Origin of the sequence: Arthrobacter sp. AG1021 (assembly GCF_003633665.1) — a bacterium.
Classification (GTDB): Bacteria; Actinomycetota; Actinomycetes; order Actinomycetales; family Micrococcaceae; genus Glutamicibacter; species Glutamicibacter soli.
Window position 1 is genome coordinate 60,833 of sequence record NZ_RBLB01000006.1, and the last position, 22,873, is coordinate 83,705.

The window sequence follows — 22,873 nt, forward strand, 5'->3', positions numbered from 1 at the left end:
CACACCCAGGCAACTGCGAAAGGATGCCCATGAGCGCCACTTCCGATTCGGTCCGAGCCAACTACAAGGTCCGCGCCAGCGAACTGCTGGGCCGCAACTGGCTGAATACCGGCGGCAAGCAGCTGGACCTCGAAGCCCTGCGCGGAAAGATCGTGATCCTGGACTTCTGGACCTTCTGCTGCATCAACTGCCTGCACGTGCTCGACGAGCTGCGACCGCTGGAGACGCAGTATTCCGACGTGCTGGTCACCGTGGGTGTGCACTCCCCGAAGTTCGAGCACGAAGCCGACCCGGAGGCGCTGGCGGCCGCCGTCGAGCGCTACGAGATCCACCACCCGGTGCTGGACGACCCGGAGCTGGTGACCTGGCAGGCCTACGGCGCGCGCGCTTGGCCGACCCTGGTGGTGCTGGATCCCGAGGGCTACATCGTCGCGCACCTTTCCGGCGAGGGCCACGCCCAAGGCCTGGGCTCGCTGATCGAGGAACTGATCGCCGAGCACGAGGCCAAGGGCACCCTGCACCGCGGCGACGGACCCTACGTGGCGCCCGAGGCCCGCGAAGGCGACCTGCGCTTCCCGGGCAAGGCCATCGCGCTGGGCAACGGCAACTTCCTGGTGGGCGATTCGGGCCACCACCGCCTGGTGGAGCTGACCGCCGACCTGCAGCTGGTGCGCACCATCGGCGCCGGCGTGAAGGGCTACGCGGACGGCGACGCGGACACCGCGCAGTTCAACGAGCTGCAGGGGCTGACCGCGCTGCCGGCGGAGCTTGCCGCAGAAGTTGGCTACGACGTGATCGTCGCCGACACCGTCAACCACCGCCTGCGCTCGGTCAACCTGTCCACCGGCGCGGTGGGCACGCTGGCCGGCAACGGCGTGCAGCGCCTGCTGGATGCGGACACCGCGCGCAGCGCGCAGCAGCCCACGCAGCTGGGCACCGACGCGCTGAACATTTCGCTCTCCTCCCCGTGGGACGTGCTCTACCACCCATCGGGCCTGGTGGTCATCGCGATGGCCGGCACCCACCAGATCTTCGCCTTCGACCCGCGCACGTGCGCCGTGTCGGTCTTCGCCGGCAGCGGCCTGGAGGGCCTGGCCGACGGCGAGCCCACCGAGGCGTGGTTCGCCCAGCCTTCGGGCCTGGCCCTGGCAGGGGCGGACGTGTGGGTGGCCGACTCGGAGACCAGCGCGCTGCGCCGCATCGAGATTTCCGAAGGGCACGCCGTGGCCGTGCACACCGCGATCGGCGCGGGTCTGTTCGACTTCGGCTTCCGCGACGGCGCAGCCGAGCAGGCGCGCTTGCAGCACCCGCTGGGCGTGGCGGTGCTGCCGGATGGCTCGATCGCGATCGCCGACTCCTACAACGGCGCGGTGCGCCGCTTCGACCCGTCGACCAACACCGTCTCCACCCTGGCCAAGGGCTTGAAGGAGCCGGCCGACGTGCTGGTGGACGCTTCCGTGGACGGCGACCCGGTGCTGCTGGTGGTGGAGACCAACACCCACCAGCTGGTGCGCATCCCGATCCCCGCCGAGGCGCTGGTCATCGACGAGGGCGCCAGCCAGACCCAGCGCCCCAAGACCCGGGTGCAGGCAGGGGCCCACGCGATCCAGGTACGCTTCGCCGCGCCGAAGGGCCAGAAGCTCGATGACCGCTGGGGAGATCCGACCCAGTTGAAGATCTCCGCCAGCCCCGAGGAGCTGATCCTCGACGGCGCGGGCACCTCCACCGGCCTGACCCGCACGCTGAGCCTGAACCCGCAGGTTGCCGAGGGCGTCCTGCACATCACCGCCCGCGCGGCCGCCTGCGACGGCGAGCCAGGCGGCGAGATCCCGGACCACGCGGCCTGCCACCTGTACCAGCAGGACTGGGGCATCCCGGTGCTGCTGGACGCCGAGGGCGAGAACGAGCTGCAGCTTGACCTGCGCGGCGTGAACTAGCCTGCCGCCAGGCTCCCAGGCCCGTCCCGATGCCGGCCCCGCTCACCGCGAGCGGGGCCGGCATCGGGCATTCAACGGGGTCCCGGTGGTTGCCCCGCAAGCGCCCCGGAAGAGAAATATGAGGAAACCTCAGCAAGTCCGGCGCACGCATGGCTAGACTGGATGCGGGAGGCGCCGGAGGGATCCGGCAGATACTGATGGCATCGCAAATGTTCCGGGCTCTGGAAATACCCAACTACCGCAACTGGGTGGCGGGCGCGCTGGTCTCCAACATCGGCACCTGGATGCAGCGCGTGGCGCAGGACTGGCTGGTGCTCACGGTCCTCACCGACAACGACGGCACTGCCACCGGCATCACCACCGGCCTGCAGTTCCTGCCGATCCTGCTGCTCGGTCCCTATGCGGGGCTGGTCGCCGACCGCTTCAACAAGCGCCGGCTGCTGATCATGACCCAGGCGTTCATGGGCCTGTGCGCGATCGTGCTGGGCCTGCTGGTGGTCACCGAGACCGCGGCGCTGTGGCACGTGTACATCCTGGCCACCCTGCTGGGCATCGGTTCAGCGTTCGACGCCCCGGCCCGCCAGGCCTTCGTCTCCGAGATCGTCCCGGGCACCCATCTGGCCAACGCGGTGGCGCTGAACAGCGCGAACTTCAACCTGGCCCGGCTTGCCGGCCCCGGCGTGGCCGGCGCGGTGATCGCCGCCTTCGGCACCGGCCCGGCGTTCTTAGTCAACGGCGCCTCGTTCCTGGCGGTGATCTCCTCGCTGGTGTTCATGCGCAAGGGCCAGCTGCACCCGGCCAAGCCGGTCAAGCGCGAGCGCGGGCAGGTGCGCGAGGGATTCCGCTACGTGAAGGGCCGGCGCGACCTGCTGCTGATCTTCGGGCTCGCGTTCGTGATCGGCACCTTCGGGCTGAACTTCCAGATGACTAACGCGATGATGGCCACCGAGGCCTTCGGGGTGGGCGCCGGCGAATTCGGCATCCTGGGCAGCATCATGGCGGTGGGCACCTTCGGCGGCGCGCTGCTGGCCGCCCGGCGCTCCAGCCCGCGCTGGCGCTACCTGATCGGCGGTGGCATCGCCTTCGGCATTTCCGCGCTGGCCAGCGCCTGGATGCCGAACTACGTGCTCTTCGGCATCATGCTGGTGCCGGTGGGGCTGGCGTCGCTGACCTTCCTGAACAGCTGCAACACCATGGTGCAGACCTCGGTGCCAGCCCAATACCGGGCGCGCGTGCTGGCGCTGTACCTGATGGTGGTCATGGGCGGCACCCCGATCGGCTCGCCGCTGATCGGCTGGCTGGCCGAGGAGCTGGGGGTGCGGGTGGCGGTGTCCATCGGTGCCGGGCTGTCGCTGGCCGCGAGCATCGCGGCGCTGGTTGCCTGGCAGAAGTTCCGCCACGACGCGGTGCCGCTGCGCGCGCAGATCCGCGAAATGCTGAACCTGCGCTAGCTGCCGCGTGCTGGCCGCCGGCCGGGCCGCAGGCTAGCGGGCGGCCTGCTCGCCGCCGGCCACCGGGGCCACGGAGACCTCGGTGGTGCTGGTGGTCAGGTGCGCGGTGAAGGAGAACTTCTCGGTGACCTTCTTCGCTTCCTTGGCGCCGGTGCGCAGGTCCTGCTCCACCAGATTCACGCTGGCCTTGACCTCCAGCGGGGCCAGGATCCAGGCGCCGTTGTAGTAGCTGACATCGATGGTCGGGTATTTGTCGATGGACCACTTGATCGAGGAGGAATCCACCCGGGCGGTGGTGTTGTAGGCGAACGGGCAGCCCGAGGGCATGAGCACCTGCTGCGTGGCGCAGCCGTCGAGGTACTTCTTGACCTTGGCGCTGATGGAGGCGATGAATTCCTTGGTCGGCTGGGTCTTCAGCGCGATCTGCACCGGCTGCTTGCCGACCCCGGTGACCACCACGCCGCGGGTGTCGGCCTCGAAGTTCTTGGTGCTGAAGCTGGCGTCGAGCACCGCCGGGTAGAACACCGGCAGCGTGCTGGTGCCGGCCTTCAGCGGGATGGCCTGCTGGTTGACGTTGACCTCGTTGACAGTGTTCGCCTTGATCTGCACCGTCGGCAGCGTGGATGGCTCGAAGGCCCAGGTGTCGAAGAACAGCCAGTTCTTGCCGGTGTGGCGCAGTGTGTAGGTGGACTCCTTCTCCACCCCGGCGGCCTTGTAGTGCGCGGTGACCTGGCGCAGATCCGGATCATGCTCGCTGGGCACGGCGGCGTCGACGGTGAAGTCGGTGATGCCTTCCTGGGTGCGCTTGAGCACCTCGCCGTCCAGCGCGACCGCGTCGCCCTGGGGCACCGTGGCCTGCATGAGGCCCAGCGCATGAGCGCCGTCGCCCGCGGCCAGATACTGCTGCAGCGAGGCGACCTGCTTTTGCGGGGAGAAGAGCAGGCGGTTGGCGGCCAGCGCGCCGCCGACCAGCAGGGCTATGACGACAACGGCGGCAATGGCCCACCGCACGGCGATGCGCGAAGCGGTGACGGGCGCTGAGGTACGAGAATTCATCACGTCTCAGGCTATCGGTTTTCACCGCCGACCCTGAAACCGGGCTACTTATTGCGGTGTTTCACCGCCGTTTGCGCTTGCGGGTGCCGAACATGCCGCGCAGCACCTCGCGCCCGAGCATGTTCGCCGCATCCAACGCGAAATCCATCAGCTCGCTGCTCTGCGTGCGCTCGGCAGGGCGCCGCGAGGAGGTCGAGTCCTGCGGTGTCGAATCCTTGCGGCGGGAGCGCGGGGCAGGTTCGGGCTCCGGGCCCTGCTGGTAGTCCGGCATCGGGAAGTCGCTGGCCGGTACCGTGGTGGGTTTGCCCAGGATGGACTCGGCGATGCGCCGGGCTTCCTCGTCGATGTCAGCGCTGGTCGCCGGCCCGCCCTGCGAGCTCGCGGACGCCGGCTCCGGGGTGCCGGGCTGGTTGGCGGGCTGCGCGGCAGGCTGCGCTTGGGCCGGTTGGGCGGCAGCGGGCTGCCCGGTGAGCATTTCATGGGCCGAATCGCGGTCCAGCGCGGTGGAGTACCTGGCCGCCAGGGCGGAAGCGGCGATGATGCCGGAGACCACCGAGGCGTCGGCCGGGCCGATGCGCGAGCCCGGGGAAGACAGCCGCGTCCACGCGGCGGGGGTCGGCACGCCCTTCTCGCCGAGCACCGTGATCACTGCCTCGCCCACGCCTGCCTGGGTGAGCGCGGTCTTCAAGTCCAGTTCGCCGGCCGGGAAGGTGCCCATGACCTCCTTGAGCGCTTCGGCGTCCTTGGGAGTGAACACGCGCACCGCGTGCTGCACCCGGGTACCCAGCTGCGCCAGCACCTCGTCGGGCAGGTCGGCGGGGGACTGCGAGATGAAGAACAGGCCCACGCCCTTGGAACGGATCAGCCGGACGGTGGAGATGATTGCCTCGGTGAAGGCCTTGGACGCTCCCTTGAACAGCAGGTGCGCCTCGTCCAGGAAGAACACCAGCTTGGGTTTGTCCAGGTCCCCGGCTTCGGGCAGCTCGTCGAACAGGTCAGCGAGCAGCCACATGAGGAAGGTGGAGAACAGCAGCGGCTGGCGGTTCAGCGCGGGAAGCTCCAGCACGCTGATGATCCCGGTGCCCTCGCTGCGCAGCAGGTCTGCGGTGTCGAATTCGGGCTGCCCGAAAAACGGGTCCATGCCCTGGGCCTGCAGGATGGTCAGCCCGCGCAGGATCACCGAGGCGCTGGCTGGGGAGACCCCGCCCAGCGAGCGCAGGTCTTCCTTGCCTTCGGGACCGAGCAGGAATTCCAGCACCGACTTCAGGTCCTTGAGGTCATCCAGCGGCAGCTTGCGGGTGTCGGCGTAGTGGAACACCAGTTGCAGGACCTGCTCCTGGGTCTCGTTCAGCTCCAGCACGCGGGCCAGCAGGATGGGGCCGAAGGAGTCCACAGTGGCGCGCACCGGGATGCCGCCGGGGCCTTGGCCCAGGACCAGGAATTCGACCTTGTTGGACCGGGCGGTGAAGCGGTGCCCGATGCCGGCCAGGCGCTCGTCGAGCTTCGCGCTGGGTTCGGCCGGCTGGGCCAGGCCGCTGAGGTCGCCCTTGAGGTCGGCCAGGAACACCGGTACGCCGGCAACCGCCAGCTGCTCGGCCATCACCTGCAGGGTCACGGTCTTGCCGGTGCCGGTGGCTCCGGTGATCAGGCCGTGGCGGTTGAGCATCGACAGCGGCACGCGGACCTGCGCCTCGGGGCGCGCGGCCCCGTCGACGATCGCAGCGCCCAGCTCCAGGCAGTCGGTGGTGAAGGCGTACCCGTTGATCAGGTTTGTCAGCAGCGCGGATTCCATAGCCATAGCCTAATGCAGAAATTCCGCGGCTGGCATGGGAACCGGTGAGCCTCTAGAAGGGGTGCAGCAGACGCTGGACGAAGGCCTGGGTGCGCGGGTTCTGCGGCGCGGCAAGCACCTGGGAGGCGGGCCCGGTTTCCACCACGACCCCGCCGTCCATGAACACCACGGTGTCCGCGACGTCCCGGGCGAAGGCCAGCTCGTGGGTCACCAGCACCATCGACCAGCCTTCCTGGGCCAGCTCCTTGATGACCACCAGCACCTCGCCGACCAGCTCCGGGTCCAGCGCGCTGGTCGGCTCGTCGAAGAGCAGCAGATCCGGCTTGAGCATCAGCGCGCGCACGATGCCCACGCGCTGCTGCTGGCCGCCGGAGAGGGAATTCGGATAGGCCTGGGCCTTGTCCGCCAGCCCGACGCGGGCCAGCAGCGCCGTGGCTTGCTCCATGACCTCGGCGCGCGGGCGCTTCTGCACCTCCAGCGGGCCGACGGTCACGTTCTGCAGCACGCTCAGGTGCGGGAAGAGATGGTGGCCCTGGAAAACCATGGCCGAGCGCTGGCGCAGGATCTGCGCCCGCTTCGGCTTGAAGCCCGCGCTGAAGGCGACCTCGGGGCCGCCGGCGAAGGCGACGGTGCCGGCATCCGGGATCTCCAGTCCGTTCAGGCAGCGTAGCGCGGTGGTCTTGCCGGATCCCGAGGGCCCGATCAACGCCACCACCTCGCCGGGGTGCACCGTGAAGTCGATGCCCTTGAGCACCTGGTTCGCCCCGAAGGACTTGTGCAGGCCGGTGACGGTCAGCAGGCTGGCGGCCTGGTTACTTGGCGACATGCTTTTCAAGCCTTCCTTCCAGTGAATTCTGCAGGGCGGAGAGCAGCAGGCAGATGACCCAGTAGATGCCGGCCGCGGTGCAGTACAGCAGCATGAATTCGAAGGTCACTGCGGTGATTTCCTGCGCCTTGCGGAACATCTCGCCGACTAGGATGATCGAGGCCAGCGAGGTGTCCTTGACCAGGGAGATGAACGAGTTGGATAGCGGCGGCACCGCGACGCGGGCGGCCTGGGGCAGGATGATGCGGTACAGCGTGCGGGTGCGTGACATGCCGACGGTGTAGCCTGCCTCCCACTGCCCGGCCGGGACCGAGAGGATTGCGGCGCGCAGGATCTCGGCGCAGTAGCCGCCGGTGTTCAGGCTGAACACGATGATGGCGCTGGGCCACGGGTCGATGGTCAGCCCGATCGAGGGCATGCCGTAGAAGATCACGAACAGCTGCACCAGCAGGGGAGTGCCGCGGATGATCGAGATGTAGACTCGGGCGATCGAGGAGAGCACCTTGCTGCCGCTGATCCGCATCAGCGCCATGAGCAGCGCCACGGCCAGGCCGATGGCGAAGCTGATGACGGCCAGCGGAATGCTGGCGGTGATCGCGGCCTGGGTCAGCGGCCAGAGCGAGTCGAGGAACAACTGCCAATTCGAGTCCATGGGTCACCTTTTGCGCAAAATGAAACCGGCTCCACGCGTGCTACGTGTGGAGCCAGTCTACTGGGAAGCCGGTCGCTACTTGCTGACGTCCTCGCCGAAGTATTTCTCGGAGATCTTCGCCAGTTCGCCGTCGGCGCGCAGGGAGTCCAGAGCCGTGTTGATGGCCTCCTGCAGGTCGGTGGCGTCCTTGCGCAGCGCGACGGCCGAATCGGTCTTGTCCTCGGCCTCGGCGGCGATCTTGATGCTGTCATCCGGGTGCGTCTTCTGCGCGTCCAGGAAGGTCAGCTTGTCGTTGACGGTGGCATCCACGCGGCCCTGCTTGAGCAGGGTGACCGCCTGGGCCCAGCCCTCCACCGGTTCCACGGTGGCGCCGGCGGCCTTCGCGGTCTCGTAGTAGTTGCTGGTCAGCGACTGCGCGGTCTTCTTGCCCTTGAGCGACTCGAAGGAGGTGATGTCCGTGTTGTCGCTCTTGGTGACGATCACGCCAGTGGAGACCGTGTAGGGCTCGGAGAACAGGTACTTGGCTTCGCGTTCGGGATTGATGGCGACCTGGTTGGCGATCACGTCGAAGCGCCCGGCGTCCAGCCCGGCGAAGATCGCATCCCACTGGGTCTGCTGGAACTTGACCTCGACACCCATCTTCTCGCCGACCGCCTTGATGACCTCCACGTCGTAGCCGGTCAGCTCGGAGCCCTCGTTGTAGGAGAAGGGGCGATAGGTGCCTTCGGTGCCCACGGTCAGCACGCCGGCGTCCTTGACCTTCTGCAGCGCGGAGGCGCCTGCTTCATCGGGGGTGCCGCCGCTGTCCGGGGATCCGCCGCATGCGCTCAGCGTCAGGGCAAGGGCGGCGGCGGTGGCCAGCAGGGGAGCGATGCGTTTCACGATGACCTCACAAGGATGCTAGGGAACGGATAACCGTACACAACGGCCGGCGGCCGCGGGCTATTCCCTGATCATAGACCCGGGTGCCGGGTCTTTTCTGTACCCAAGTCATGTAAAGAAATACGACGGTTCAGATGCCCAGCAGCAGCGCCAGCGCCATCATCAGCGGGATGGCGCAGATGGTGGTCATCAGCACGGTGTCCTTGGCGATCACGACCCCGTGCTCGTAGCGCGAGGCGGTGACGAAGATGTTCTGCGCGGTGGGAAGCCCGGCCATGATGACCGAGGCGACCAGCAGCTCGCCGCGCAGGTCGAACAGGTAGTAGGCCAGCACCCAGGCCAGCAGCGGATGGACCACCAGCTTGGCGACCGAGCCGATGAGCACGTCGGCCCGGCGGCCGGAAGCTTTCTCCAGCGGCTTGGAGCCAACCAGCGAGATGCCGAAGGCCAGCAGCATGGCGGGGATCGAGGCGCCGGCGATCAGGTTTACCGGTTCGAGCACGATCTGCGGGACCTGGACACCGGTCAGCGCGACGACCAGGCCCAGCAGCGAGCCGATGATCATCGGGTTCTTCGCGGTGGCCAGGACCATGGCCATGGGGGTCGTGCGGTGCTTGGAGGTGGTGGCGTCGAGCATCGCCAGGTTCACCGGCTGGTACAGGGCCAGCTGGAACAGGATGATCGGCGCCGCGTAGGACATGTCGCCGAGCACGTACAGCGCGATGGGAAGCCCCAGATTGGCGGAGTTCACCGTGGAGGCGGCCATGGCCGCGACGATCCGTTCCGAGGCTGGGCGCTTGAACCAGCGGGCAGTGGCCAGATGGTAGACGACGGCGGTGAGCACCGCGGACAGGCCTGCCACCCAGAGCAGCGGGCCGAGCACGGCGACGGGGTCGGAATCGGCCAGGGTGGTGAACAGCAGCGCCGGGCTGGCGACGAAAAACGTGACGCGGTTGAGCACGTAGCGGGCCTGCTCCCCGAGCACCCCGGTGCGCCCCACCAGGTAGCCCACGGCGATGACCACCCAGATGATCGAGAAGCCTTCAAGAACTCCGGTCATGAAACTCCTCGCGGTGGAACAAAAAATTGCCGGGGCACCCATGGGTGTCCCGGCAATCTGTGCGAGCGGGCGACGGGAATCGAACCCGCGTATCGAGCTTGGGAAGCTAGCGCTCTACCATTGAGCTACGCCCGCATGCTCCGAGCGGCCTAATGACGGCCCGGGCGAAAAACAGCATATCGCACGATCAGGCTCCGGAAAAATCCAGGTCCCGCTGCGGTGGATTGCTAGGCTTCGGGATCCTGCTTGAGCATCTGCTCCTTGAGAATGTCCACGCCCTCCGCGGGAATCTCGAAGCTCAGCTCGTCGCCGGGGTTCACTACGAAACCGGTACCCTGCAGCGCGCGCACGATCGTCGCGCCCTGCACCTTCACGCCGTAGCCTGCCTGGTCGATGTAGCTGGAGGGGATGCGCTCGACGGAGGTGAACACGGCGACCATCGGAGCGCCGGCCGGGTTGGTCAGCAGCAGCGGCTGGGCGTTCTTGTTCTCGCCGGTGACCTCTTCGCGGGAGAGGAAGAAGACCTCCGCGCTCATGAACGCGCTGAGCACCGAACCGGAAAGCTCCGGTTTGTTAAGCCCTGCCTGCAGCATCATTTCGAAGTGGGTTTTCGGCCTGGCCCGTTCCTTGTCCATCGGGGTTTCGATGATCATATCCGGGCGCTCGTCAGGATCTTGTCCGTCCAGCGGGGCGGAGGTGTTCTCGGTGCTCATACCCCAAGCATGTCGCGATCACCGCCCGGGCGCAAACGCCGAATAAGCCAAATCCGGTTACAAGGCCTAAACTGGATAGCGAGCACCCACCATAGATTCAAGGAACGAGCATGCCTGAATTTCGTTATGAGGATCTTCTGCCCATCGGCGAAGACACCACCGAATATCGCAAGATTTCCACCGAGGGCGTCGAGGTTGTCGCCGGTCCCGATGGCAAGAACTTCCTGAAGGTCGCCCCCGAAGCACTGGAGCTTCTGGCAGAGACCGCCCTGCACGACATCTCGCACTACCTGCGCCCGGCACACCTGCAGCAGCTGCGCAACATCCTCGACGACGAGGACGCCAGCCCGAACGACAAGTTCGTGGCGCTGGACCTGCTGAAGAACGCGAACATCGCCGCCGGCGGCATCCTGCCGATGTGCCAGGACACCGGCACCGCGATCGTGATGGGCAAGCGCGGCCAGCGTGTGCTCACCGAGGAGCAGGACGAGATCTCGCTCTCCCGCGGCATCTATGACGCCTACACCCGCCTGAACCTGCGCTACTCGCAGCTGGCCCCGATCACCACCTGGGAAGAGAAGGCCACTGGAAACAACCTCCCGGCCCAGATCGACCTGTACGCCAACACCAAGCCGGGCGCGGACACCAGCTACAAGTTCCTGTTCATGGCCAAGGGCGGCGGATCGGCCAACAAGTCCTTCCTGTACCAGGAGACCAAGGCGATCCTGAACGAGAACGCCATGCTGACCTTCCTTGATGAGAAGCTGCGCTCGCTGGGCACCGCCGCGTGCCCTCCGTACCACCTGTCCATCGTCATCGGCGGCACCAGCGCCGAAATGGCGCTGAAGACCGCCAAGTACGGTTCCGCCAAGTACCTGGACTCGCTGCCGACCGAGGGTGCCATGACCGGCCGCGGCTTCCGCGACACCGATCTGGAAGAGAAGGTCCTCGAGCTGACCCGCCACTTCGGCATCGGCGCGCAGTTCGGCGGCAAGTACTTCTGCCACGACGTGCGCGTGGTGCGCCTGCCGCGCCACGGCGCCTCGCTGCCGGTGGCCATCGCCGTGTCCTGCTCGGCCGACCGCCAGATGCTGGCGAAGATTACCGAAGAAGGCCTGTTCGTCGAGCAGCTGGAAACCGATCCGGCGCGCTTCATGCCGGACGAGTCCCACCCGGCCATCGCCGCCCACGACGACGAGACCTCGGGCGTCTCCGGCACCGGCGGCTCCTCGGTGGTCAAGATCGACCTGAACAAGCCGATGGACGAGATCCTGGCCGAGCTGACCAAGTTCCCGGTCAAGACCCGCCTGTCGCTGACCGGCCCGCTGGTCGTGGCCCGCGATATCGCGCACGCCAAGATCAAGGAACGCCTGGACGCCGGCGAAGAGATGCCGCAGTACCTGAAGGACCACCCGGTCTACTACGCAGGTCCTGCCAAGACCCCTGAGGGCATGGCTTCGGGCTCCTTCGGCCCGACCACCGCAGGCCGCATGGACTCCTACGTGGACCAGTTCCAGGCAGCCGGCGGCTCCATGGTGATGCTGGCCAAGGGCAACCGCTCGCAGCAGGTCACCGATGCGTGCGACACCCACGGCGGCTTCTATCTGGGCTCCATCGGCGGCCCTGCCGCCCGCCTGGCGCTTGACTGCATCAAGAAGGTCGACGTCATCGAGTACGAAGAACTCGGCATGGAAGCCATCTGGAAGATCGAGGTTGAGGACTTCCCGGCATTCATCGTCGTGGATGACAAGGGCAACGACTTTTTCGCCTCCACCATGAAGCCGACCTTCACCGGCATCCCGGTACGCTCCAAGTAGTCCCGGATAGCGTCGCTGACCGGCGCAAACACCTGCGCTCCGTCGCCGTTCCCCTCAGGGGAGCGGCGGCGGACAGTTTGTTTAACCGCGGATTTTCACAGCTGATGCACACCGGCCGGGTGCGCGAAAAGCCCCGGAATTCCCAGGAGGCGGGGGTAGACTCGGAGCAACCGATACGCAGGCATCGCCTGTCGCCTGCGGTGCACAGCGCATCCGGGCACCGCTTGGAGGCAACCGCATGAGTCGGCTTTTTGTCGTCAATGTCCTGCTTGGAATCCCCGGCATCATCTATTTCTGGATGCTGTACATGTACGTCAGCCAAGGGCCGATGATCTCCCTGGGCGCAGAGTCCCTCGCCCACAACGTGGAGGGCTACTTCTCGTCCAACCTCGTGCTCGGGCCGCCGCTGGCCATCGGAGCGATCGTCTGGATCCTGGTAAACGTGTATCTGGTGAGCCGCCGCAAGCGCAGCGGAGCCTGCCAGAACGCCACCGGCAAGACCGCGCACTGGCTCACAGCCTTGGGTTCGACCCTGGTGCCGCCGATGGTGCTGCTTTCGGTGGCGGCGATCTTCTAGCCGCTACTTGGTGAAGCCGAAGCTCCAGTCGCGGTAGGGCGGCAGGAAACGCAGCACCATGAGGTCGTCCTCGCGCAGCACGCCGGAGCCTTCGACCTTCTGGTTCTCCTTCTCGGTGGTTGGCTCAACGGGCGTGGACGGCACGGAGCCCGGTTCATCACTCGGCTTCGCCGCCGGGGTGGCTTGGGCCTGCATGGACGCGTCCTGCAGCATGCCGAAGTATTCCTCGAAGGTCTCGGCGCCGGATTCCTGCATGGCCTTGGCCTGCTCCTTGCCGATATAGCGCACATGCCACGGCTCGTACTTGTAGCCGGTGATCTCTTCCTTGCCCACCGGATAGCGCACGATCAGCCCGTAGTCGACCGCGTGCTCGGCGATCCACTGGCCTGCCGGGGTCTGCCCGAAGGCTTCCTTCAACTCGGCGCGGCTGTTGGTATAGCCGAGATCGGCGGCCAAGCCCAGCTGGTGCTCGCTGGTTCCCGGACGGGCCGAGATGCGCTCGGCGTACTCGGTGCCGTACTGCGCCTGGTACTTGTTGAACAGGGCGGCTTGGCGCTGGTAGGAGCGGAAGGCACTGAGTACCTTGATGCTGTGGCCCGCGGCGCGGGCGTCTGCGACCAAGTCCTCCACCGCGTCGGCGGCCTGCTTGCGCAGCTGGAAGGAGGTCCCGGATACGGTGACCAGGTCCTTCGGGGTGTAGTCCTCGGGGGAGAGCTTGGTGCTCGGGTTGATCAGCGCCAGCAGGCTCGACGCAGAAGCCAGCTCCGCGGCCTCGACGGCCGGAATATCCTCGGGCGCGGCAACGGCGGCCGTGCCGGAGAAGACGAGCGCTCCGACGAGTACGGAGCTGGTCAGGGCGGAAGCCAAGCGCATGAATGAAAATCCCTCGGTGGTGCGATGGGGACACGGCGTCCCGCTCCCAGAATATCCGGATTTTCTGGACAGCACATGCGAATCCGCCCACTTCGAACCCTCCGGAAGCGCGAATCGCGCGTACATATAGGGGTGCGGTATTCACCGTTGCGCCGCAGACACGATAAATTTAAAGGCGTGTTGTATTCAGATGGTGATATTCGCAGAGAAATTGAGTCCGGAGAGATCGGCCTGGAGCCGTTTAATGCCGAGATGATCCAGCCCGCATCGGTGGACGTTCGAATCGACCGGTTCTTCCGGCTGTTCGACAACCACAAGTACGCGCACATCGACCCGGCCCAGGACCAGAGCGAATTGACCCGTCTGGTCGAGGTCGATCCCGAGGAACCGTTCATCCTGCATCCGGGAGAGTTCGTGCTCGGCTCCACCTATGAAGTGGTCACCCTGGGCAACTCCATCGCCGCGCGCCTGGAGGGCAAGAGCTCCCTGGGGCGCCTGGGCCTGCTGACCCACTCGACCGCCGGCTTCATCGACCCTGGCTTCTCCGGCCACGTAACCCTGGAGCTGTCGAACATGGCCACCTTGCCGATCAAGCTGTGGCCCGGCTCCAAGATCGGCCAGCTGTGCTTCTTCAAGCTGACCTCGGAAACCGAGAACCCCTACGGTTCGGGCCGCTACGGCAACCGCTACCAGGGCCAGCGCGGCCCGACGGCCTCACGCAGCCACCTGAACTTCCACCGCACCATCATCGAGAACTAGCACCCTCGCGAATCGCTTCGCCTCGTCCCGGCAGCCCGAACGGCTGCCGGGACGAGGCGCTTAAGCAGAGGCTTCGTTGGAGGACTTCTTCGGCGCGCGGATCGGAAGCAGCAGGGCCAAGCCGACCGCCAAGACCACCAGGATGCCCAGAATGCCGTAGCGCTGGGCCTCGCCGGCGGCCACCAACGGGGTGGCAACCGCAATCGCGGCGCCGAACAACGCCGGAGCCAGGAAGGACACCGCGCGGCCGGTGGTCGCGTACAGCCCGAATATCTCGCCCTCGCGGCCGGCGGGAATGAGCCGGGCCAGGTAGGAGCGGGCGGCGGCCTGGGCCGGGCCGACGAATAGGCACAGCAGCAGGCCGAAGATCCAGAATCCGGTGGCGGCGGGGGAGAAGAACACCCCGGCCCCGGCCAGCAGCAGGCCGACCAGAGAGCCGGTGATCACGGCTTTGGGGCCGAGTACGTCGTCAAGCCGTCCGCCGATGATCGCGCCGACCGCAGCCACCACGTTGCCCACGATGGCGAAGATGATGACCTCGCTCAATGCGAACCCGAAGGTGCCGGCGGCGATGACGCCGCCGAAGGTGAAGATCGCCGCCAGGCCGTCGCGGAACACCGCGGAGGAGAGCAGGAAGAAGATCAGGTTCTTGTCCTCGCGCCACAGGCTTGCGATGCGCCGGAACAGCACCGCGTAGGAGCTGCGCAGCGGGATCTTCTCGTTCATCGCGCCGGGGGATTCGGGGATGATGAAGAACAGCGGCAGCGCGAACACCAGGCACCACAGCGCGGAGAACACCGCGACCAGCCGCAGGTTCAGTGAGTTCTCCGTGGAGGCTCCGGGCCATTGGAAGATCGGATCCACGAAGCCGAAGAGCACCAGGGCCAGCGCCAGGATGCCGCCCACGTAGCCCATGCCCCAGCCGAAGCCCGAGACCTTGCCGACCGTGGCGGGGGTGGAGATCTGGTTGAGCACCGCGTTGTAGTTCACCCCGGCGAACTCGCTGGCCACCGACATCGCCGCGATCAGCAGCGCGCCGAACCACAGGAAACCGGGATCGGGGTAGACGAAGAAGCCGGCGGCGCAGATGAGCACCAGCGCGATGGTGTTGACCATGATCCACAGCTTGCGGCGCCCGGCGGCGTCGGCGCGCATGCCGGTGACCGGTACCAGCAGGGCGATGAGTACCCCGCCGATGGCCAGCGCCTGCGAGAGCACGAGCGAAGCATGGTCCTTGTCGCCGAAAAGTTCGCTGGTCAGGTACACAGTGAACACGAAGGTGATCATCACCGCGTTGATCGCGGCCTGGCCCCAGTCCCAGCTGGCCCACGCCCAGGTGTACTTGGTCAGCCATTTCTCTGCTGGAGGAACCGGCTGCGTTCGCTGATTGAAACTCATGCTCGCATAGTACCCGTTTGCGGTAATCAGCAGATGAATTCGAGAGAAGCGGCGGAGGGCTGGCGTAGGGCCGGGCGCGATAGATGTGCCGTCCGAACCGCCGAGATGACGGCATGGAAACGCTCTGACATGAAGGAAGTCTGAGCCCAGACTGATAAAATTACAAGTGCCGGCTATTTTTGGTCGTCGAACTCTGCCCCATTTCCAGTCGACAGAGGAGACGCGTGCTCATCATTCTCAGTGCACTGTTTGCCACAGCACTGCTGTGCCCACTGCTTTTCCGGGTGCTGAAGCGCAACGCGTTCTACGTCGTCGCGACGGTTCCTGCCGCGGGATTCATCTGGCTGCTCACCAAGCTGCCCGCCGTGCTGGCCTCCGACCAGTCGCTGGCCTCCGGGGCCCCGAACGCCCCGCCCTCGATCCGCATCGACTGGATCCCCGGGCTGAACATCGGGCTGAACTTCCGCATGGACACCCTGTCCGCCACGATCCTGCTGCTGATCCTGGGCGTCGGCGCGCTGGTGCTGTTCTACTGCGCGCGCTACTTCAAGAACGACGACCCGCAGATCGGCGGCTTCGCAGCCAAGATGGTCGCGTTCGCCGGCGCCATGACCGGTTTGGTGACCGCAGATGACGTGATCATCATGTTCATCTTCTGGGAAATCACCAGCGTGCTGTCCTACCTGCTGATCGGCTTCAGCCAGGCCCTGATCACCGCGCGCCGCTCGGCCATGAACGCGCTGATCATTACGACCTTCGGCGGCCTGGTGATGCTCGCCGGCATCCTGATGCTGGGCACCCAGACCGGCAGCTACCAGCTCTCCGAGATCATCGCAGCCTCCGGCGAACTGGTCGCGCTGGGAACCTACACCGACGTGGCAGTGGCGCTGATCATCGTCGGCGCGCTGTCCAAGTCCGCACTGGTGCCCTTCCACTTCTGGCTTCCCGGGGCGATGGCGGCGCCCACCCCGGTCTCCGCCTACCTGCACGCCGCCGCGATGGTCAAGGCAGGCGTCTACCTGATCGCCCGACTGGCTCCCGGATTCGCCGAAACCGGCCTGTGGGTGCCGATGACCGTCGGCATCGGCCTGCTCACCATGCTGATCGGCGGGTTCCGCGCGCTGAAGCAGTACGACCTGAAGCTGATCCTGGCTTTCGGCACCGTCTCCCAGCTGGGTTTCATCATCGCCGTCTTCGGCCTGGGCACCCCGGACGCCGCCTTCGCGGCGCTGGCGCTGACCCTGGCCCACGGCCTGTTCAAGGCCACCTTGTTCCTGTCGGTGGGCATCATCGACCACAACACCGGTACCCGCGACATCCGCAAGCTCACCGGGCTGCGCCATGCGATGCCGATCCTGACCACCGCGGCCGGCATCGCCGCGGCCTCCATGGCGGGGCTGCCACTGCTGCTCGGCTTCGTGGCCAAGGAAGCTGTCTACGAATCGGCGCTGCACCTGGACACCAGGTGGGGCCCGTACGCGCTGATCGGCATGGTGCTGGGCGCCGCGCTGACCATGGCCTACTCCTTGCGTTTCTTCTTCGGCGCGTTCGGCGTGAAGAAGTACAAGGTCGACCCGCTGGTCTGCAAGCCGCCGACGCTGATCTTCCTGACCCCGCTGCTGGTGCTGAGCACCCTGACCCTGGTGTTCGGGCTGTTCCCGTACCCGGTGGAGCTGCTCTCCAAGCACTGGTCCGCGCTGCAGGGCGGGGCCCCGGACATGCACCTGGCGGCCTTCGCCGGGTTCAACGCGGCCCTGGGCTTGAGCGCGATCTCGGTGGGGCTTGGCCTGTTCTTCTACTGGATCCGCCGGCGCACCGATACCGGCGCGCCGCTGCGCCGCATGGTCACCTCCGCCGAGGAGCTGTACCGCATGTCGGTGAACGTGCTGGACATGGCGGCCATCTGGATCACCGGCCGTACCCAGCGCGGTTCGCTGTCCTTCTACCTGGGCGTGATCCTGTCAGTGGTGCTGGTCCTGCCGCTGGGCATCGCGCTGGCGGTGGAAACCCCGTGGCCGACCAATTGGGTCATTGCCGACCATCCGGCGCAGCTGATCATCGGGGCGATCATCATCGCCGGCTGCGTGATCGCGATCGCCGCGCCCAAGCGCTTCATGGCGGTGCTGATGGTCTCGGTGACCGGCTACGGCATGGTCGCGATCTTCGCCCTGCAGGGCGCCCCGGACCTGGCGCTGACCCAGCTGCTGGTGGAAACCATCGTGCTGGTCTCTTTCGTGCTGGCGCTGCGCGCGCTGCCCAAGCGCCTGTGGGTTGGGCTGACCCGCATCAAGTGGGGCCGCGCGATCCTGGCGATCGCGCTGTCGATCATGGTCGTGTACATCGCGATCGCGATGATGGCAGCCCGCGGGCAGGCGCCGATCTCCCTGGAATGGCCGGAACTTGCCTATTACGAGGGCTTCGGCAAAAACGTCGTGAACGTGGCCCTGGTGGACATGCGCGTATGGGACACCTTCGGGGAAATCACCGTGCTGGCCGCTGCGGCCACCGGCGTGGCCTCGCTGATCTTCGCCGGCCGCGGCTTCGGCCGAAGGGTGCGCGCCCACCAGGTGGCCCCGGGCAGCATCGACTCCGGCTCCGAGGCCATGGGCTCCCAGGCGGAGAAGGAGGTCGAGCTGCGCATCGCCCGGCGCTTCGCCGCCAGTTCCAACCAGGACTGGCTGATGGCCGGCAACACCCTGGTGGCCGAACGCCGCTCGATCATCTTCGAAGTGGTCACCCGCCTGATGTTCCACTCGGTGCTGATCATGTCCGTTTACACGCTGCTGGCCGGGCACAACACCCCCGGCGGCGGGTTTGCCGGCGGCCTGATCGCCGGCCTGGCGCTGACCATCCGCTACCTGGCCGGCGGGCGCATCGAGCTGTCGGAGTCAATGCGCATCGCCCCGGGCATGCTGATCGGCGGCGGCATCGCGCTGGCAGGGCTGTCCGGGATCATGCCGCTGTTCGCGGGGGACGAGATCTTCACGACCTACGCGTGGGAGTTCTGGCTTCCGGTCTTCGGCGAGCACAAGTTCGTGACCTCCACGATCTTCGACATCGGCGTGTACCTGGTGGTGCTCGGCCTGGTGCAGGACGTGCTGCGCTCGCTGGGCAGCGAGATCGACCTGCTATCCGAGGGCCGCAGCCCCATCGAACAGCATGACCCAATCCAAGCGTCGCAGACGGGAGTCGGCCGATGAGCGTGAACATCACTTTCCTGGTCATCACCGGGGTGCTGCTGGCCACCGGGTTCTACCTGGTGCTCGAACGCACCCTGACCCGCGTGCTGCTGGGCATCATGCTGCTGGGCAACGGGGTGAACCTGCTGATCCTGACGGCCGGCGGGCGCAAGGGCGCGGCGCCGCTGTTCAAGCCCGACCTGCCCGCGGACCAGTACTCCGACCCGCTGCCGCAGGCGCTGATCCTGACCGCGATCGTGATCACCTTCGCGGTGACCGCGTTCCTGCTCGCGATGATCTACCGCTCCTGGACGCTGACCAGCGCCGACGTGCTGGCCGACGACACCGAAGACATCAAGGTGTCGCAGTCCACCGCCTATGACGAAGAGGAAGATTCGCCGGTGGCCGAGGACACGACCGAGTTCGTTGACGAAGAAGGCCGACCGATTCGCGAGGGGGAAGAGTGAATTTCCTGGATCTTGCTCCGCTGGCGGTGGTGCTGCCGATCTTCGGCGCCGGCGCCGCCTTCCTGGTCCGCCGCCGCATCAAGCTGCAGCGCCTGATCACCATCGGCATCCTGTGCGTGACCCTGCTCCTGGAGGCCGGTATGCTGGCCGCCGTGTGGGGCGGGGAGAGCTACGCGGTGCATATCGGCGGCTGGCAGTCGCCGTGGGGCATCTCGCTGATGGTCGACGGCTTCAGCGCCTTCATGCTGCTGATCTCCACCCTGGTGTCGCTGGCGGTGCTGTTCTACGCGACCAGCCAGGGCCTGGCCGACGGGGACGAACCCGGGCCGGTGTCGGTGTTCCACCCGGCCTACCTGATCCTGCTGGCCGGCGTGTCCAACGCGTTCCTGGCAGCTGACCTGTTCAACCTGTATGTCGGCTTCGAGATCCTGCTGACCGCCAGCTACGTGCTGCTGACCCTGGGCGCCACTGCCGAGCGCATCCGCGCGGGCACCACCTATGTGGTGGTCTCCGTGGTCTCCTCGGTGATCTTCCTGATGGGCATCGCGATGACCTACGCGGCGACCGGCACCGTGAACATGGCGGACCTGGCAGTGAAGCTGCCGCAGCTTGACCAGGGACCGCAGCTGATCCTGCATGTGCTGCTGCTGATCGCCTTCGGCATCAAGGCGGCGGTCTTCCCGCTGTCGCTGTGGCTTCCGGACTCCTATCCGACGGCCCCGGCCCCGGTGACCGCGGTGTTCGCCGGCCTGCTGACCAAGGTGGGGGTGTACGCGATCGTGCGCACCGAGACGCTGCTGTTCCCGGGAGGCGCGGTGAACGCCGGGCTGCTGGTGGTCGCGGCGCTGACCATGGTCATCGGTATCCTCGGCGCGATCGCGCAGACCGACTTCAAGCGTATGCTGTCCTTCACGCTGACCAGCCACATCGGCTACCTGATCTTCGGCGTGGCCGTGGGCGGCGAGCTGGCCATCGCGGCGACCATCTACTACGTCGGCCACCACATCATCGTGCAGACCTCGCTGTTCATGGTGGCGGGGCTGATCGAGCGCCGCGCCGGCAGCGCGAACGTGACCCGGCTGGGCTCGCTGGCCAAGCTGTCCCCGGCGCTGTCGCTGCTGTTCTTCATCCCGGCCATCAATTTGGGCGGCATCCCGCCGTTCTCCGGCTTCCTGGGCAAGTTCGGGCTGCTGCATGCGGCCGCGCAGGATGCAGACGCGTTGACCTGGGTGGTCATCGCCGCCGGCCTGCTGACCAGCCTGCTGACCCTGCTGGCGATCATCCGCGTGTGGGCCCGCATGTTCTGGCGCCGCGCGGCGGACGCCGAGATCCCCAACCCGGACCTGGTGGACGAGGCGGCGAAGGTCGCGGACCAGACCGCCGCCGGCGGCGCCCAGGCGCCGCACCTGGGCCTGAAGCTGGCCCGCGAACTCGAATCCGAGGCGCTGCCCTGGGGCATGCGCTACGCCACCGGCTCGCTGGTGGTGGCGGGCATCGCGCTGACGGTGTTCGCCGGGCCGATCTTCGAGTTCTGCCAGCGAGTGGCGGCGCAGCTGATCGCCCACGAACCGTACATCAACGCCATCCTGAGTTACTGAGCGGAGGGACAACATGCCGAACAAGAACCTGGCCCCGCGCGACCAGCGCATCGACGACGCGCTGGACACCGCCGGCGTCCGCCACCGCGCCACGCTTAAGCAGGAGTGGCCGCTGCTGCTCCTGCTGGTTTTCGTCTGGGGAGCGCTCTGGCAGGACTTCTCCCCGGGCAACCTGATCTTTGGCGCCGTCATCGCGCTGGTCATCGTGAACCTGTTCCCGCTGCCGCCGGTGGTGCTCTCCGGGCGGCTGAACCTCTGGTACTGCGTCAAGCTGTTCGGATGGTTCCTGGGCCAGGTCGTCGCCGCCAGCGTGCACGTCGCCTGGCTGGCGGTGGTGCGCGGGAAGAAGACGCGCAGCTCGGTGATCGCGGTGCCGCTGCGCACCGACTCGGACCTGATCGTGATGACCGTGGGCCATGTGCTGACGCTGATTCCCGGGTCCTTCGTGCTCGACGTGGACCGCAGCTCCTCGACCCTGTATCTGCACTACATCGACGTCGACTCGGCCCAGGAGGTCGCGAAGGCGCGGGAGAACATCCGCGACATCGAACGCCGCCTGATCATGGCCATCGGCAGCCAGGACGAGTACGAAGCCATCAAGAACGAATGCAGCCCCCGCGTGAGAAGGACAAAGGAGAAGCCATGATCGAAGTTGTCGTCTGGATCTGCGGCAGCCTGCTCGGGCTGGGCGCCATCGCCTGCCTAGTCCGTGTGGCGAAAGGCCCCTCGATCCTCGACCGGGTGCTGGCCCTGGATGTCATGCTGCTGATCATCTCCGCGGCCCTGTGCCTGGAGATGGCGTTGAACAGGCATACCGACTACGTGCTGTTCGTGGTCGCCGCCTGCACCATCGGGTTCATCGGCTCGGTGACCGTCTCGCGCTATGTCTCGGATCAGAGGAACGCGTAATGGACCTTTTCCTCGACATCCTCGTCGCCGTGCTGCTGATTCTGGGCTGCCTGATGTCCCTGATTGCCGGCATCGGCCTGCTGACCTTTCCCGACATGCTCACCCGCATGCATGCGGCCACCAAACCCCAGGTGCTGGGCTTCCTGCTGATCTTCGCCGGACTGGCCATCCACCTGCGCAGCTGGACCGTCATCCCGGTCCTCGTCCTTGCCTGGGCGATGCAGCTGCTGACCGCCCCGGTGTCTGCGCACATGATCGGCCGCGCCGGCTACCGCACCAAGCACGCGGCCAAGGAGACCCTGTACTCCGACGAGCTGCGCCAGGTCGTGGAGAAGGTGACCTCCGCCCCGCACACCGGGACCGTGCCGGAAATTGATCCGCAGGAGACCGGGCCGGACGCGAAATAACTTCAACCAACAGCAGCGGGCCATTCCCTGAGCAGGCAATGCCCCGCTGCTGTTGCGCTGGAGTGCTACTTGGTGAACTTGGCGATGGCCTTGGTGGTGCCGCGATCAGCCAGCACTTGGATGACCGCTGCGACCACGGCGGAGAACACGGCGAAGCCCAGCGCCTGGCGCATGGAAGCCTCGGCGGCTTCCTCGCTGCCCTTGCGCGGGGCGGTGTTGCCGGTGAAACCCTTCCAGACCTGATCGACCAGCTTGCTGCCGAGGAAGCCCGCACCCAGGGAAATGCCGGTTGCGATGAGCTTTTGTACTGCGTTCATGTGGACCTCACGTTCAACGTTGTGACTTATCGTTCCGTTGCCAGCTTACCTGCGGTATGGTGGGTGGGCAGTAATTATTCCGACAGGGGAGCGTCAAGCCGTTCGCGGCGAAAGGCGCTGAGAGTGCGATAGATCGCAGACCCTCGAACCTGCTCCGGTTAGTACCGGCGAAGGAAGTCGAGCATCTCGGATGCGGACCGGCG

Annotated in this window: 21 protein-coding genes, 1 tRNA gene and 1 riboswitch; of the genes, 11 read left to right on the forward strand and 11 right to left on the reverse strand. The window is 66.6% G+C overall.

What is annotated here, in order from left to right; genetic code table 11:
• The first annotated feature begins 29 nt into the window (after window positions 1-29).
• Window positions 30-1,937, forward strand: a complete 1,908-nt coding sequence (locus DFO58_RS00445) for an NHL domain-containing thioredoxin family protein (protein WP_120989066.1) — start codon at window positions 30-32, stop codon at window positions 1,935-1,937.
• Window positions 1,938-2,134: 197 nt separating this feature from the next.
• On the forward strand, window positions 2,135-3,388 hold the full coding sequence (locus DFO58_RS00450) for an MFS transporter (protein WP_231735908.1): 1,254 nt from the start codon (window positions 2,135-2,137) through the stop codon (window positions 3,386-3,388).
• A gap of 33 nt (window positions 3,389-3,421) precedes the next feature.
• Here DFO58_RS00450 and DFO58_RS00455 read toward each other — a convergent pair whose 3' ends face one another.
• The 8 genes from DFO58_RS00455 to DFO58_RS00490 form a co-directional block, all read right to left on the reverse strand.
• Complete coding sequence (locus DFO58_RS00455) at window positions 3,422-4,444, reverse strand: hypothetical protein (RefSeq protein WP_120989067.1); 1,023 nt, start codon at window positions 4,442-4,444, stop codon at window positions 3,422-3,424.
• Window positions 4,445-4,505: 61 nt separating this feature from the next.
• Window positions 4,506-6,242, reverse strand: a complete 1,737-nt coding sequence (locus tag DFO58_RS00460) for a helicase HerA-like domain-containing protein (protein WP_120989068.1) — start codon at window positions 6,240-6,242, stop codon at window positions 4,506-4,508.
• Window positions 6,243-6,288: 46 nt separating this feature from the next.
• Window positions 6,289-7,062, reverse strand: coding sequence for an amino acid ABC transporter ATP-binding protein (locus tag DFO58_RS00465; RefSeq protein WP_120989069.1), 774 nt, complete (start codon window positions 7,060-7,062; stop codon window positions 6,289-6,291).
• Complete coding sequence (locus DFO58_RS00470; RefSeq protein ID WP_120989070.1) at window positions 7,049-7,714, reverse strand: ABC transporter permease subunit; 666 nt, start codon at window positions 7,712-7,714, stop codon at window positions 7,049-7,051. The genes DFO58_RS00465 and DFO58_RS00470 overlap by 14 nt, the downstream gene beginning before the upstream one ends.
• Window positions 7,715-7,789: 75 nt before the next feature.
• On the reverse strand, window positions 7,790-8,596 hold the full coding sequence (locus DFO58_RS00475) for an amino acid ABC transporter substrate-binding protein (RefSeq protein WP_047119894.1): 807 nt from the start codon (window positions 8,594-8,596) through the stop codon (window positions 7,790-7,792).
• 130 nt (window positions 8,597-8,726) lie between these two features.
• Window positions 8,727-9,656 carry an AEC family transporter gene (locus DFO58_RS00480; protein ID WP_053798636.1) on the reverse strand — a complete coding sequence of 310 codons (930 nt, stop codon included), beginning with the start codon at window positions 9,654-9,656 and terminating at the stop codon, window positions 8,727-8,729.
• Between the two features lie 64 nt (window positions 9,657-9,720).
• A tRNA-Gly gene (locus tag DFO58_RS00485) sits at window positions 9,721-9,791 on the reverse strand.
• Between the two features lie 92 nt (window positions 9,792-9,883).
• Window positions 9,884-10,369 carry an SseB family protein gene (locus tag DFO58_RS00490; RefSeq protein ID WP_120989071.1) on the reverse strand — a complete coding sequence of 162 codons (486 nt, stop codon included), beginning with the start codon at window positions 10,367-10,369 and terminating at the stop codon, window positions 9,884-9,886.
• A 110-nt stretch (window positions 10,370-10,479) separates the two neighbouring features.
• Between DFO58_RS00490 and DFO58_RS00495 the strand changes: the two genes are divergently transcribed.
• Together DFO58_RS00495 and DFO58_RS00500 are read left to right on the forward strand one after the other, a co-directional pair.
• Window positions 10,480-12,186: a fumarate hydratase gene (locus DFO58_RS00495; protein WP_113607518.1), complete on the forward strand. Its 1,707-nt coding sequence runs from the start codon at window positions 10,480-10,482 to the stop codon at window positions 12,184-12,186.
• A gap of 238 nt (window positions 12,187-12,424) precedes the next feature.
• Window positions 12,425-12,763, forward strand: coding sequence for a hypothetical protein (locus DFO58_RS00500; protein ID WP_120989072.1), 339 nt, complete (start codon window positions 12,425-12,427; stop codon window positions 12,761-12,763).
• A gap of 3 nt (window positions 12,764-12,766) precedes the next feature.
• On the opposite strand, the gene DFO58_RS00505 is transcribed toward DFO58_RS00500, so the two are convergent.
• Complete coding sequence (locus DFO58_RS00505; RefSeq protein WP_183043071.1) at window positions 12,767-13,636, reverse strand: M15 family metallopeptidase; 870 nt, start codon at window positions 13,634-13,636, stop codon at window positions 12,767-12,769.
• Window positions 13,637-13,813: 177 nt separating this feature from the next.
• Here DFO58_RS00505 and dcd point away from each other — a divergent pair, with 177 nt between their 5' ends.
• A complete protein-coding gene (gene dcd / locus DFO58_RS00510) occupies window positions 13,814-14,395 on the forward strand; it encodes a dCTP deaminase (protein ID WP_047119889.1) in 582 nt (193 codons plus the stop codon).
• A 60-nt stretch (window positions 14,396-14,455) separates the two neighbouring features.
• Here dcd and DFO58_RS00515 read toward each other — a convergent pair whose 3' ends face one another.
• A complete protein-coding gene (locus DFO58_RS00515; RefSeq protein WP_120989074.1) occupies window positions 14,456-15,793 on the reverse strand; it encodes an MFS transporter in 1,338 nt (445 codons plus the stop codon).
• Between the two features lie 224 nt (window positions 15,794-16,017).
• Between DFO58_RS00515 and DFO58_RS00520 the strand changes: the two genes are divergently transcribed.
• The 6 genes from DFO58_RS00520 to mnhG are packed head-to-tail and all read left to right on the forward strand — an operon-like array spanning window position 16,018 to window position 22,353.
• Window positions 16,018-18,993 carry a Na+/H+ antiporter subunit A gene (locus tag DFO58_RS00520; RefSeq protein WP_120989075.1) on the forward strand — a complete coding sequence of 992 codons (2,976 nt, stop codon included), beginning with the start codon at window positions 16,018-16,020 and terminating at the stop codon, window positions 18,991-18,993.
• Entirely contained in the window at window positions 18,990-19,439 is a 450-nt protein-coding gene (locus DFO58_RS00525) for a Na(+)/H(+) antiporter subunit C (protein WP_047119886.1), read from the forward strand. Before DFO58_RS00520 ends, DFO58_RS00525 begins: the two co-directional genes overlap by 4 nt.
• Window positions 19,436-21,037, forward strand: coding sequence for a Na+/H+ antiporter subunit D (locus DFO58_RS00530; RefSeq protein WP_047119885.1), 1,602 nt, complete (start codon window positions 19,436-19,438; stop codon window positions 21,035-21,037). The genes DFO58_RS00525 and DFO58_RS00530 overlap by 4 nt, the downstream gene beginning before the upstream one ends.
• Window positions 21,038-21,050: 13 nt before the next feature.
• Window positions 21,051-21,683: a Na+/H+ antiporter subunit E gene (locus DFO58_RS00535; RefSeq protein WP_082123963.1), complete on the forward strand. Its 633-nt coding sequence runs from the start codon at window positions 21,051-21,053 to the stop codon at window positions 21,681-21,683.
• Window positions 21,680-21,946: a monovalent cation/H+ antiporter complex subunit F gene (locus tag DFO58_RS00540; RefSeq protein WP_047119884.1), complete on the forward strand. Its 267-nt coding sequence runs from the start codon at window positions 21,680-21,682 to the stop codon at window positions 21,944-21,946. The genes DFO58_RS00535 and DFO58_RS00540 overlap by 4 nt, the downstream gene beginning before the upstream one ends.
• Entirely contained in the window at window positions 21,946-22,353 is a 408-nt protein-coding gene (gene mnhG / locus DFO58_RS00545) for a monovalent cation/H(+) antiporter subunit G (RefSeq protein WP_047119883.1), read from the forward strand. Before DFO58_RS00540 ends, mnhG begins: the two co-directional genes overlap by 1 nt.
• Before the next feature lie 65 nt (window positions 22,354-22,418).
• Here mnhG and DFO58_RS00550 read toward each other — a convergent pair whose 3' ends face one another.
• Window positions 22,419-22,670 (reverse strand): DUF4235 domain-containing protein, encoded by a 252-nt coding sequence (locus DFO58_RS00550; RefSeq protein ID WP_047119882.1) that lies wholly within the window; start codon window positions 22,668-22,670, stop codon window positions 22,419-22,421.
• A 74-nt stretch (window positions 22,671-22,744) separates the two neighbouring features.
• Window positions 22,745-22,863: riboswitch (TPP riboswitch) on the forward strand.
• Window positions 22,864-22,873: the final 10 nt, after the last annotated feature.